This is a genomic window from Vibrio sp. L5-1 (assembly GCF_021728315.1).
In the GTDB taxonomy this organism is placed as follows: domain Bacteria; phylum Pseudomonadota; class Gammaproteobacteria; order Enterobacterales; family Vibrionaceae; genus Vibrio; species Vibrio splendidus_K.
Genome location: NZ_JAKKCQ010000002.1, coordinates 999,361 through 1,010,490 on the forward strand (window position 1 = coordinate 999,361; position 11,130 = coordinate 1,010,490).

Annotated in this window: 10 protein-coding genes and 12 tRNA genes; 17 read left to right on the forward strand and 5 right to left on the reverse strand. The window is 44.4% G+C overall.

What is annotated here, in order from left to right; genetic code table 11:
* Positions 1 to 2 precede the first annotated feature (2 nt).
* The 5 genes from L3V35_RS11300 to hemA all read right to left on the reverse strand — a co-directional run bounded on the left by L3V35_RS11300 (position 3) and on the right by hemA (position 4,669).
* Positions 3 to 812 (reverse strand): SirB1 family protein, encoded by an 810-nt coding sequence (locus L3V35_RS11300; protein ID WP_017084479.1) that lies wholly within the window; start codon positions 810 to 812, stop codon positions 3 to 5.
* A gap of 27 nt (positions 813 to 839) precedes the next feature.
* Complete coding sequence (locus tag L3V35_RS11305) at positions 840 to 1,223, reverse strand: SirB2 family protein (protein WP_004736238.1); 384 nt, start codon at positions 1,221 to 1,223, stop codon at positions 840 to 842.
* Positions 1,224 to 1,414: 191 nt separating this feature from the next.
* Entirely contained in the window at positions 1,415 to 2,287 is an 873-nt protein-coding gene (gene prmC / locus L3V35_RS11310; RefSeq protein ID WP_054548123.1) for a peptide chain release factor N(5)-glutamine methyltransferase, read from the reverse strand.
* A gap of 5 nt (positions 2,288 to 2,292) precedes the next feature.
* On the reverse strand, positions 2,293 to 3,381 hold the full coding sequence (gene prfA, locus L3V35_RS11315) for a peptide chain release factor 1 (RefSeq protein WP_004736236.1): 1,089 nt from the start codon (positions 3,379 to 3,381) through the stop codon (positions 2,293 to 2,295).
* 28 nt (positions 3,382 to 3,409) lie between these two features.
* Positions 3,410 to 4,669 (reverse strand): glutamyl-tRNA reductase, encoded by a 1,260-nt coding sequence (hemA, locus tag L3V35_RS11320; protein WP_054548122.1) that lies wholly within the window; start codon positions 4,667 to 4,669, stop codon positions 3,410 to 3,412.
* 160 nt (positions 4,670 to 4,829) lie between these two features.
* Here hemA and lolB point away from each other — a divergent pair, with 160 nt between their 5' ends.
* The 17 genes from lolB (at position 4,830) to L3V35_RS11405 (ending at position 11,096) form a co-directional block, all read left to right on the forward strand.
* Positions 4,830 to 5,498: a lipoprotein insertase outer membrane protein LolB gene (gene lolB / locus L3V35_RS11325; RefSeq protein WP_054548121.1), complete on the forward strand. Its 669-nt coding sequence runs from the start codon at positions 4,830 to 4,832 to the stop codon at positions 5,496 to 5,498.
* Complete coding sequence (ispE, locus tag L3V35_RS11330; RefSeq protein WP_054548120.1) at positions 5,495 to 6,370, forward strand: 4-(cytidine 5'-diphospho)-2-C-methyl-D-erythritol kinase; 876 nt, start codon at positions 5,495 to 5,497, stop codon at positions 6,368 to 6,370. The genes lolB and ispE overlap by 4 nt, the downstream gene beginning before the upstream one ends.
* A gap of 27 nt (positions 6,371 to 6,397) precedes the next feature.
* Positions 6,398 to 7,342: a ribose-phosphate pyrophosphokinase gene (locus L3V35_RS11335; RefSeq protein WP_012603389.1), complete on the forward strand. Its 945-nt coding sequence runs from the start codon at positions 6,398 to 6,400 to the stop codon at positions 7,340 to 7,342.
* Positions 7,343 to 7,550: 208 nt separating this feature from the next.
* A complete protein-coding gene (gene pth, locus L3V35_RS11340) occupies positions 7,551 to 8,141 on the forward strand; it encodes an aminoacyl-tRNA hydrolase (RefSeq protein ID WP_010439162.1) in 591 nt (196 codons plus the stop codon).
* Between the two features lie 10 nt (positions 8,142 to 8,151).
* Entirely contained in the window at positions 8,152 to 9,243 is a 1,092-nt protein-coding gene (gene ychF / locus L3V35_RS11345) for a redox-regulated ATPase YchF (protein ID WP_026012356.1), read from the forward strand.
* Positions 9,244 to 9,523: 280 nt separating this feature from the next.
* Positions 9,524 to 9,600, forward strand: a tRNA-Met gene (locus tag L3V35_RS11350).
* Positions 9,601 to 9,668: 68 nt separating this feature from the next.
* Positions 9,669 to 9,753: transfer RNA gene (locus tag L3V35_RS11355), tRNA-Leu, on the forward strand.
* A gap of 29 nt (positions 9,754 to 9,782) precedes the next feature.
* Positions 9,783 to 9,857, forward strand: a tRNA-Gln gene (locus L3V35_RS11360).
* 77 nt (positions 9,858 to 9,934) lie between these two features.
* Positions 9,935 to 10,011, forward strand: a tRNA-Met gene (locus tag L3V35_RS11365).
* A 91-nt stretch (positions 10,012 to 10,102) separates the two neighbouring features.
* A tRNA-Leu gene (locus L3V35_RS11370) sits at positions 10,103 to 10,187 on the forward strand.
* Positions 10,188 to 10,216: 29 nt separating this feature from the next.
* Positions 10,217 to 10,291 (forward strand) — tRNA-Gln (locus L3V35_RS11375).
* Positions 10,292 to 10,360: 69 nt separating this feature from the next.
* A tRNA-Leu gene (locus L3V35_RS11380) sits at positions 10,361 to 10,445 on the forward strand.
* Between the two features lie 51 nt (positions 10,446 to 10,496).
* A tRNA-Met gene (locus L3V35_RS11385) sits at positions 10,497 to 10,573 on the forward strand.
* A gap of 77 nt (positions 10,574 to 10,650) precedes the next feature.
* Positions 10,651 to 10,735: transfer RNA gene (locus tag L3V35_RS11390), tRNA-Leu, on the forward strand.
* 29 nt (positions 10,736 to 10,764) lie between these two features.
* Positions 10,765 to 10,839, forward strand: a tRNA-Gln gene (locus tag L3V35_RS11395).
* A 68-nt stretch (positions 10,840 to 10,907) separates the two neighbouring features.
* Positions 10,908 to 10,992: transfer RNA gene (locus tag L3V35_RS11400), tRNA-Leu, on the forward strand.
* Positions 10,993 to 11,021: 29 nt separating this feature from the next.
* A tRNA-Gln gene (locus L3V35_RS11405) sits at positions 11,022 to 11,096 on the forward strand.
* Positions 11,097 to 11,130 lie beyond the last annotated feature (34 nt).

Below are 11,130 nucleotides of genomic sequence, written 5' to 3' on the forward strand. Positions count from 1 at the left end.
AATTAGTGAACAACCACTGTCTTTTCGTTCATGACGTTCACTTGAGATTTTAGCAACTCAGATGCAGGGTCATCTGGGCATTGGTCGATAAAGTATTGATAATCCGTTGCTGCAACTTGATGACAGTCTAGCTGCTGATAAATAAAGCCGCGGTCACGGATTTCATACGGATCATCCGGCACAAAGGTTAACGCAAGATCAGTACACTTCAATGCAAGCGTATAACGCTCTTCTCGCAATAATGCACTCTTAAGCAACGCTAGCCACTTACCAATAATCGTTGGGTGATCGGCAACCTCTAAGTGTTCCGCTTTCACCTTAGCGAGTGGGCCATCATGTCCGATTAACCAAGCTCGTAAAGTTTGCACGCCAACATACTCACCGTTATAAGGGTTAATATAGACGGCTGCTTGCCCGTACCAACTAACTTTTAGCAAGAATTGAGTTGGGAAAGAAACGCCCTCTACAGGGAAGCCTAGCTTGCGACCAAGAAAAAGAAAAATCGCACCAAGACTCACTGGGATGCCTTTCTTTCTTTCGAGCACTTTATCGATAAATGCGTTTTCCGAAGAGAAGTACGCATCTTTATCGCCAGCAAAGCCCCACTCGTAAAAGAATAGTCGAATAAAAGATTCAAACTTCTGCTGCTCATCGGTTTCATTAACCAAAGCAAACTCAGCGTCTTTTAACAATCTCGCCAGTTCTTGCTCAGCCCAGCTGTCTTGAGTTTCTGGGTTAATCGCTTTATTTAAGATCAATGCACCTTCAGCTAACTCTAGCTGGTCAAAGTCTTCATCAAAAAATTCGTACATACGTAACTAACCGAAATAAGGAGATAATTAACCGAAAAATGTTGGTGTCTTCGTCATTGCGATTTTGCCTGCCATTGCTAGCCAGCCTAGAGCGCCAAAGAATGAAAAAACTCTCAATAGCTTGTTCTTACCTAACTTAAGCGCAAAGAAGCCCAGTGCGATGTAAGCCATAACACAAGTTAGTTTTTCGGTTAACCATGGCGCTGCTGGTGTAAATGGAATAAAGCCAGTGATAAAAATCAAACCAATACCCGATAGCAGCAGCAACGAGTCATTGATATGAGGGAAACGCTGCAAGAAAGGATGCTTAAGCTTTGGTGAGTTAACCATCATCAGAGCGAAACGAATCGAAAGAAGTAGCGCGCTTATAGCAATCGTTAGTAGGTGAAAATGTTTTAAACCTTCGTACATGGTATTCCTTTATATTTTTATATGTGCTTTCGTTAACACGAGCCAAACAATACCCGTTAATGCCCTGTATTTCTGCGTTAATTCTCTGTATTTCCGCGTTAAATGCATTATCGAGTTAAGTGTATTGTCGAGTTAAAGGTATCAATTTAGCAAGTTCATCATCTATTGCTCACAAGATGATTAACAGCAGCCTATGAACAGTAACGACCCAATGTCACTCGGTCATTACCACCGTAATCTTTTTCTGTAACCACATCCAAGTAGCCCAGTTGTTGCATTATCTCACGTACCGCCAAGCCTTGGTCATAGCCGTGTTCAAACGCTAGCCAGCCTTCGTTTTCTAAAAAACCGCGTGCGTTTTCAGAAATGTATCGAATATCAGCTAAACCTTTCTCTTCAGCAACTAACGCTGTGATCGGTTCAAAACGCACATCACCTTGAGATAAATGAGGGTCATTCTTCTCAATGTAAGGTGGGTTCGAGACAATCAACGAGAACTTCACAGCTTCTTCTTCAGAACTCACAGCGCTCAAAGGCTCAAACCAACTGCCGTGTAAAAAGGTGGCGTTGGTGATGTTCAAGCGTTGTGCATTTTCTGTAGCAAGTTGCTGCGCTTCAGGGCGAAGATCAATGCCCGTCACTGGTCGATTCGGCATTTCAGACGCCAATGCTAACGCGATAGCACCTGTGCCCGTGCCTAAATCTAGAATCGCACCTTGTTTGCCGTAGGTTTTATCCAAAGCGACTTCAACCAAACGCTCGGTATCCGGGCGCGGGATTAAAGTAGAAGGAGAAACTTTTAACGGCAGCGACCAAAACTCACGTTCACCAACAATATAAGCCACAGGCTCACCGGTTAAGCGACGTTTTAGAAGGGTATGGAATTCGGATTCCTGTTCTGAAGTGAGATGCTTCTCAGGCCAAGTCAGTAGGTAAGATCTAGGTTTATCTAAAGCGTGACAAAGCAGTACCGCAGCATCAATCGAGGGCGATGTGTTATCGCCCTCTTGAAGCTGTACGATTGCTGACTTTAAAGCACTTTCAACCGTATATGCTGACTGCATAGTAATTAGTTGTGCTCAGCAAGTGCTGCTAGTTGATCGGCTTGGTGCTCTTGTAGAACAGGATCAAGCAGGCTTTGCATATCACCTTCCAGAACTTCGTTCAGGCGGTAGATAGTTAAGTTGATGCGGTGATCAGAAACACGACCTTGAGGGTAGTTGTACGTGCGAATACGGTCACTACGGTCACCAGAACCTAATAGGTTACGACGTGTATCTGAAATAGCAGCAGCACGACGCTCTTCTTCAGCTTGAACGATACGAGCCGCAAGAACAGCCATCGCTTTCGCTTTATTTTTATGCTGAGAACGCTCGTCTTGACACTCTACTACTGTACCGGTTGGCAAGTGAGTAATACGGATTGCTGAATCCGTGGTGTTAACGTGCTGACCACCCGCGCCAGATGCACGGAAAGTATCAATCTTAAGATCGCCAGCTTTAATTTCTGGTAGATCAGCTTCTGGGATCTCAGGCATAACCGCAACGGTACATGCTGATGTATGAACACGACCTTGAGACTCAGTCTCAGGTACACGTTGTACACGGTGACCGCCAGACTCGAACTTCATTGTGCCATAAACAGCGTCGCCACTGATTTTAGCGATCATCTCTTTAAAGCCGCCCTGCTCTGAAACATTGCTGCTCATCACCTCAACGCGCCAACCTTTTTTCTCGGCAAATCTAGAGTACATGCGGAAAAGGTTACCCGCAAAAATACCCGCTTCATCACCACCAGCACCGGCACGAATCTCTAAGAAACAGTTACGCTCATCGTTTGGATCTTTTGGAATCAGAAGAATTTGCAGCTCATCAGTCAGACGTTCAATATTCGCTTTCGCATCTTTGATCTCTTCTTGAGCCATTTCGCGCATTTCTGCGTCGTCTTCATTTGCCATCTCTTCAGCAGCTTCTAAATCTTCTTGAGCTTGCTGGTATGATTTGAAGCACCCCGTCACCTCTTCTAATTGAGAATACTCTTTTGACAAGGCACGGAATTTGTCTTGATTCCCAAGTACACCGGGATCACCAAGTAGATGTTGAACTTCTTCATAGCGTTCAACAAGTGTTTCAAGCTTTATTAGAATCGAGGCTTTCATAATGTCTTATTCTGTTGGAGGTCGAATATTATTGAGGGTTTTCTAAGCCCAAACTCTGTCTAATGACCATTAATTTTGCAGGTTCTCCTTGCTCAGCTGCACTTTGAAGTGCACGCGTTGGAGCATGGATCAATTTGTTTGTGAGCTTATTACTCAGCTCAAGTAAGACTTTCTCAGGGTCACCGCCAGCGGCAAGTGATTGTAAACTCTTACTTAATAAATCTTCTCGGATTTCATTGGCCGATTTACGGTAATCACGAATACTGTCTACCGCTTGCAGTGAACGCATCCAACTCATAAACGCGGCGCTTTCTTCACTAACTATTGCTTCAGCTTGAATCGCTTCTACTTTTCGTTGTTCAATATTGCCATCAACGATCGACTGCAAATCGTCAACGGAATATAGGTAAGCATCATTCAGATCGCCGACCTGAGATTCCACATCACGAGGAACCGCAATATCAACCAACAACATAGGTTGATGTTTTCTTGTCTTCAGTGCGGTTTCAACCATGCCCTTACCGATGATAGGTAACGGACTCGCAGTTGAGCTGATCACGATATCCGCTCTATGCAAATGGTCAGGAATCTCATTCAGACTGATCACTTCAGCACCAAACTCTTCAGCTAGCCCTAAAGCACGCTCACGAGTTCGGTTAGCCACTATCATCTTGGTGCAGCCATTCGCTGAAAGGTGTTTTGCCACCAATTCAATCGTCTCACCCGCACCCACCAATAACACCGTTGATTCAGCAATCGACTCAAAGATGTGTTTGGCTAACGTACAGGCTGCGTAAGCAACGGACACCGCGCTTCCGCCAATTTCAGTTTCGGTTCGAACACGCTTGGCGACAGAAAATGATTTCTGGAACAGTTTTTCCATTGAAGCATCAACAGATTTGTTCTCTCGCGAATCGGTGTAAGCCTGTTTTACCTGACCAAGAATTTGCGGCTCGCCCAAAACCAGAGAGTCCAAACCACAAGCAACGCGCATTAAGTGCTTAATCGCGGCTTGCTCTTCATGGATGTAGATGCTCGGTTTTAATTCTTCAGGGCTAACTTGATGAAATACAGACAGCCAATCGATCAACTTGTTTTTTGCCACGCCTTTGACGTCACAATACACTTCAGTTCGATTACAGGTAGAAAGTATGACACTTCCATTTACGTGTGCATTTGCGTTAAGTTGCTTGAGTGCCTCAGATAATTTATCTGGACCAAAAGCGACTTTTTCTCGCAATTCAACCGACGCTGTATTGTGATTGATACCTACGGCAAGCAAAGACATGTATCAGAAGTTCTCGATCAGGGAATGGAAACAAGGGGCGAATTTTACTTGATGCATGGCTCTATTTAAAGAGCAAGCGGGATTTGTTTTCCTGACTTCGTGAATTCAATGCTATAGTTGAGACGTTTTTTAGATAAATTTGAACAAGTTGTGAGCAAATATGAGCAAGCTTCGTAAAATCACGTCTCTTATTTTTATAACCATAATTATGGTGGGTTGCTCGTCTATCCCAGAACAACCGACAAGCGTCGAGTGGCAAAGCCACCAAGATCGGCTTTTACAGATAGAAAACTATCAAGCCTCAGGCAAGCTCGCTTACATTTCTCCAGAGCAACGCCAAAGCCTAAATTTCATTTGGAAGCATTCACCAAATCAGAGTCAATTGAGGCTCACTACTTTCCTTGGTCAAACCGCCTTGAACCTCACAATTGACAGTTCGGGTGCCAAGGTAGTCACTTATGATGACCAAGTTTTTACTCATGCAAGTGCTTCCGTTCTTGTGGAACAACTTACTGGATTGCAGATTCCCATAGACCATCTACCGCAATGGTTCCTTGGCATTCCAGATCAAGCCGATAGCTACCAATTGAACACCACCAACACGCTTGAATCTCTCACCAAACAAGTCAGCAACCAACTATGGACACTGAGTTTTGCTAACTATCGCAATACAGAGATGCCGAGTAAACTATTATCTGGTGAAGACAACAAGAACTCTAGTGAAGACAACACTAAGGTAGAGACAATCCCACTCCCTACTCGATTGTCATTCAAGCAAGACGAGAACAAAATCAACATTGTAGTTTCGAAGTGGACACTGAAAAAATGATAACAACGCCAACCCACTGGCCTTCTCCGGCTAAACTGAATTTATTTCTTTATATCACTGGTCAACGTGACAATGGTTATCACGAACTTCAGACCTTATTTCAGTTTGTCGAATTTGGTGATGAGCTAACAGTTAGTGCAAATCAAGAAACCAGTGCGATCACAATAACCCCTGAAATTCCAGGCGTTGCGACAGAAGATAACCTGATTTGGAAAGCCGCAACTGCCCTCCAACAATATACATCGACCTCTTTCGGTGCGGATATTGAACTTAAGAAAGTGTTGCCAATGGGAGGTGGCATTGGTGGGGGCTCTTCAAATGCAGCAACCGTGCTGGTCGCGCTTAATTATTTATGGCGACTCAACCTGTCTGATGACCAGTTAGCCGAGATTGGCTTAAAGCTTGGTGCAGACGTTCCGGTCTTCGTTCGAGGCCACGCCGCCTTTGCAGAAGGGGTTGGAGAACAGCTACAGCCCGCTAATCCGGATGAAAAATGGTATCTCGTTGCTAAACCTCAAGTGAGCATAGCAACTGTAGACATATTCACACATTCAGAATTAACTCGAAATACGCCGAAGCGAGCACTAGCAACGCTTCTAGAGCAAGAATACGTAAACGATTGCGAAAAAATTGTGCGAATGCTGTACCCAGAGGTTGATAAGCAACTTTCATGGCTGCTACAATACGCGCCGTCGAGATTGACTGGTACGGGTTCATGCGTTTTTGCTGAATTTAGCAGCAAAAAAGAAGCCGAATCGGTGCTAGAGCAACTGCCTGACACAGTTTCCGCGTTTGTCGCGAGAGGACGAAACATTTCGCCTTTGAAAGAAACTTTGGCTGAATACCAATCAGCCCACCCACAATCTATTTAAAACTGGACGCAACCCGAGGTTTCCACCGTGCCTGATATGAAGCTATTTGCTGGTAACGCAACACCTGAACTAGCCCAACGTATTGCTGATCGTCTATACATCTCTCTTGGCGATGCTACTGTAGACCGTTTTTCTGATGGCGAAGTCGCTGTACAAATCAATGAAAACGTTCGTGGTAGCGATGTATTCCTGATTCAATCAACTTGTGCACCAACCAATGACAACCTTATGGAATTGGTGGTAATGATTGACGCAATGCGCCGTGCTTCTGCTGGCCGTATTACTGCTGTAATCCCTTACTTCGGTTATGCCCGTCAAGATCGTCGTGTACGTTCTGCTCGTGTGCCTATTACTGCAAAAGTTGTTGCAGATTTCCTTTCTAACGTTGGTGTTGACCGCGTTTTGACTATCGACCTACACGCAGAGCAAATCCAAGGCTTCTTCGATGTACCTGTTGATAACATCTTCGGCACTCCAGTTCTTCTAGAAGACATGGCTAACCGTGGCCTAGAAAACCCAGTCGTGGTTTCTCCAGACCTTGGTGGTGTTGTACGTGCTCGTGCAACCGCTAAAGCGCTAGGTGATGTTGACATCGCTATCGTTGATAAGCGTCGTCCACGTGCTAACGTTTCTGAAGTAATGAACCTGATCGGTGATGTTGAAGGTCGTGACTGTGTTATCGTTGATGACATGATCGATACTGGTGGCACACTGTGTAAAGCAGCTGAAGCGCTTAAAGAGCGCGGTGCTAAGCGTGTATTCGCTTACGCTACTCACGCTGTATTCTCTGGTACTGCTGCAGAAAACATCCGTAACTCAGTTCTAGACCAAGTTATTGTTACAGATTCAATCAAGCTTTCTCCAGAGATGGCTGCGACAGGCAAAGTGACTGAGCTAAGCCTTTCTCGCATGCTTGCTGAAGCAATTCGCCGCATCAGCAACGAAGAATCAATCTCAGCGATGTTTAACTAATCAAAGCTCTATAGCTTTGTTTTAGAAACTCGTGAGAGAGACATATTAAGCACTTCATTGAATGAAGTGCTTTTTTTATGTCTAACCAATATTAAGCCGTAATTCACCACAGTCAGGAATCATCGTGTTGCTATCAGCTAGCTCGCACCTTTTTCATAAACTGTGATATCATACGGCGCTTTTTGAAATCCCAAGAGAGATCCATACCTTGAGCCAACAAATAAAACTTCTCGTTGGACTGGCTAATCCAGGTCCAGAATACGCCAAAACTCGCCACAATGCGGGTGCTTGGGTAGTTGAAGAATTAGCGCGTGTACATAACGTGACACTAAAGAACGAACCAAAGTTCTTTGGCCTAACGGGTCGTATCATGGTTCATGGTGAAGATCTTCGCTTGCTGATCCCAACGACTTTTATGAACTTGTCAGGCAAAGCTGTTGCTGCCTTAGCAAAGTTCTACCAAATTAAACCAGAAGAGATCATGGTGGCTCACGATGAGTTAGATCTTCCTCCAGGTATTGGAAAGTTTAAAAAAGGTGGTGGTCATGGTGGACATAATGGTCTGAAAGACATCATCAGCAAGCAGGGTAACAATAAAGAATTCTATCGTCTTAGATTAGGCATTGGCCATCCAGGACACAAAGATAAAGTTGCAGGTTATGTATTAGGCAAAGCTCCTGCGAAAGAGCAAGAGTGTATCGAGGCTGTCGTTGACGAATCGGTTCGTAGCCTAGACATCTTATTAAAAGATGGCCTACCAAAAGCACAAAATCGCTTACATACGTTCAAAGCAGAATAAGGTTTATATCATGGGTTTTAAATGTGGCATCGTTGGTCTACCAAACGTTGGTAAGTCAACTCTGTTTAACGCACTGACTAAAGCAGGCATCGAAGCAGCAAACTTTCCATTTTGTACAATCGAACCAAACACAGGTATCGTTCCGGTTCCAGATCTACGCTTAGATGCATTAGCAAAAATTGTTAATCCACAGAAGATCCTTCCAACGACAATGGAATTCGTAGATATCGCAGGCCTAGTTGCTGGCGCATCTAAAGGTGAAGGTCTAGGTAACAAATTCCTAGCTAACATCCGCGAAACTGATGCTATCGGTCACGTTGTACGCTGCTTTGAAAACGAAAACATCGTTCACGTTTCTGGCAAGGTCTCTCCAATCGAAGATATCGAAGTGATCAACCTTGAGCTTGCTCTTGCCGATCTAGATAGCTGTGAACGTGCAATCTTCCGTAATGCTAAAAAAGCAAAAGGCGGAGATAAAGACGCTAAATTTGAAACTACAGTTCTTGAAAAGCTTCTACCTATCCTGACTGAAGGTGGTATGGCTCGTACTGTTGAACTTGGCAAAGAAGAAGTAGCAGCAATCGACTACCTTAACTTCCTAACGCTTAAGCCAACAATGTACATTGCAAACGTTGCTGAAGATGGTTTTGAAAACAACCCTTACCTAGACGCCGTTCGCGAATATGCAGAAAAAGAGAACAACGTTGTTGTTGCTGTGTGTGCTGCAATCGAATCTGAACTTTCTGAGCTTGACGATGAAGATCGTGAAGAGTTTCTAGCTGACATGGGCATCGAAGAACCAGGCCTTAACCGAGTGATCCGCTCTGGTTACGAGCTACTGACTCTTCAAACTTACTTTACTGCCGGTGTTAAAGAAGTTCGTGCTTGGACTATTCCTATCGGTGCAACAGCACCGCAAGCAGCTGGTAAGATCCACACCGACTTCGAGAAAGGTTTCATCCGTGCAGAAGTAGTTGGCTACGAACATTTCATCGAATTTGGCGGTGAAAGCGGAGCAAAAGATGCAGGTAAATGGCGTCTTGAAGGCAAAGAATACATCGTTAAAGATGGTGACGTAGTTCACTTCCGCTTCAACGTATAATTCTGATTAAACATCTAGAAAAAAGGCCAGTGAATTCACTGGCCTTTTTGTTTTCCCCCTTTAGAAATAGCCCCACATCCAAAACTTAACTTCCTATATATATCGCCTTTTAGACCTGTTTTTTGTCGACAAATACACCTCTTTGCCTAAAAAGAAACCGAACAGATGTTTATTCGCGATTTATTCAAAAAAAAAGTTGACGGGTTTCGCTCAACTCCGCATAATGCGCCCCGTTCACAACGAAGCGGCAACGTCTCGAAATGAGCAACAATTTGGAAATGGCTACTTAGCTCAGTTGGTTAGAGCACATCACTCATAATGATGGGGTCGCAGGTTCGAATCCCGCAGTAGCCACCATTTCCTAAGCACTCTGTTTGTTATTAAACATCTGTCTCTTAACAACAAAGAGTTTTTAGGAAAGTAAAGCGGTCGTGGCGGAATTGGTAGACGCACCAGATTTAGGTTCTGGCGCCGAGAGGTGTGAGAGTTCAAGTCTCTCCGACCGCACCATTATTTAGATATCTTAATTGATATCCTGTTGGGCTATCGCCAAGCGGTAAGGCACTGGCTTTTGATGCCAGCATTCCCTGGTTCGAATCCAGGTAGCCCAGCCACAATTTAAAGTGTAATTATCTTTAAAAAGATAATGGCATTGGAAGCGAGATTATATTATATTACTTCGCTCTCAGATGGCTACTTAGCTCAGTTGGTTAGAGCACATCACTCATAATGATGGGGTCGCAGGTTCGAATCCCGCAGTAGCCACCATTCTTTCTTTATGAAAGAAGAACAAACAACGTTACTTAGACAAACCATAAGTCTTCTTAACTATACTCTTCGCTAGAGTAAAAGCTTTGCTGCGGTCGTGGCGGAATTGGTAGACGCACCAGATTTAGGTTCTGGCGCCGAGAGGTGTGAGAGTTCAAGTCTCTCCGACCGCACCATTATTTAGATATCTTAATTGATATCCTGTTGGGCTATCGCCAAGCGGTAAGGCACTGGCTTTTGATGCCAGCATTCCCTGGTTCGAATCCAGGTAGCCCAGCCATTACAACGTTACTTAGACAAACCATAAGTCTTCTTAACTATACTCTTTGCTAGAGTACAAAGCTTTGCTGCGGTCGTGGCGGAATTGGTAGACGCACCAGATTTAGGTTCTGGCGCCGAGAGGTGTGAGAGTTCAAGTCTCTCCGACCGCACCATTATTTCTCTTTAATTAGAGATAAAATAGTGAATACATAAAATTCATTATTGGCTACTTAGCTCAGTTGGTTAGAGCACATCACTCATAATGATGGGGTCGCAGGTTCGAATCCCGCAGTAGCCACCATTCTTTCTTTATGAAAGAAAAAGTACAAACAACGTTATATTGAATCACCAATGTCGATATAACTATAAAGATTTGCTGCGGTCGTGGCGGAATTGGTAGACGCACCAGATTTAGGTTCTGGCGCCGAGAGGTGTGAGAGTTCAAGTCTCTCCGACCGCACCATTATTTAGATATCTTAATTGGTATCCTGTTGGGCTATCGCCAAGCGGTAAGGCACTGGCTTTTGATGCCAGCATTCCCTGGTTCGAATCCAGGTAGCCCAGCCACTACAACGTTACTTAGACAAACCATAAGTCTTCTTAACTATACTCTTCGCTAGAGTAAAAGCTTTGCTGCGGTCGTGGCGGAATTGGTAGACGCACCAGATTTAGGTTCTGGCGCCGAGAGGTGTGAGAGTTCAAGTCTCTCCGACCGCACCATTATTTAGATATCTTAATTGATATCCTGTTGGGCTATCGCCAAGCGGTAAGGCACTGGCTTTTGATGCCAGCATTCCCTGGTTCGAATCCAGGTAGCCCAGCCATTACAACGTTACTTAGACAAACCATAAGTCTTCT

Excerpts from the sequence above, each read along its gene's own strand:
- L3V35_RS11305 (WP_004736238.1), bottom strand. The coding sequence starts at position 1,223 with ATGTACGAAGGTTTAAAACATTTTCACCTACTAACGATTGCTATAAGC.
- prmC (WP_054548123.1), bottom strand. The coding sequence starts at position 2,287 with ATGCAGTCAGCATATACGGTTGAAAGTGCTTTAAAGTCAGCAATCGTA.
- lolB (WP_054548121.1), top strand. The coding sequence starts at position 4,830 with ATGAGCAAGCTTCGTAAAATCACGTCTCTTATTTTTATAACCATAATT.
- hemA (WP_054548122.1), bottom strand. The coding sequence starts at position 4,669 with ATGTCTTTGCTTGCCGTAGGTATCAATCACAATACAGCGTCGGTTGAA.
- prfA (WP_004736236.1), bottom strand. The coding sequence starts at position 3,381 with ATGAAAGCCTCGATTCTAATAAAGCTTGAAACACTTGTTGAACGCTAT.
- ychF (WP_026012356.1), top strand. The coding sequence starts at position 8,152 with ATGGGTTTTAAATGTGGCATCGTTGGTCTACCAAACGTTGGTAAGTCA.
- ispE (WP_054548120.1), top strand. The coding sequence starts at position 5,495 with ATGATAACAACGCCAACCCACTGGCCTTCTCCGGCTAAACTGAATTTA.
- L3V35_RS11300 (WP_017084479.1), bottom strand. The coding sequence starts at position 812 with ATGTACGAATTTTTTGATGAAGACTTTGACCAGCTAGAGTTAGCTGAA.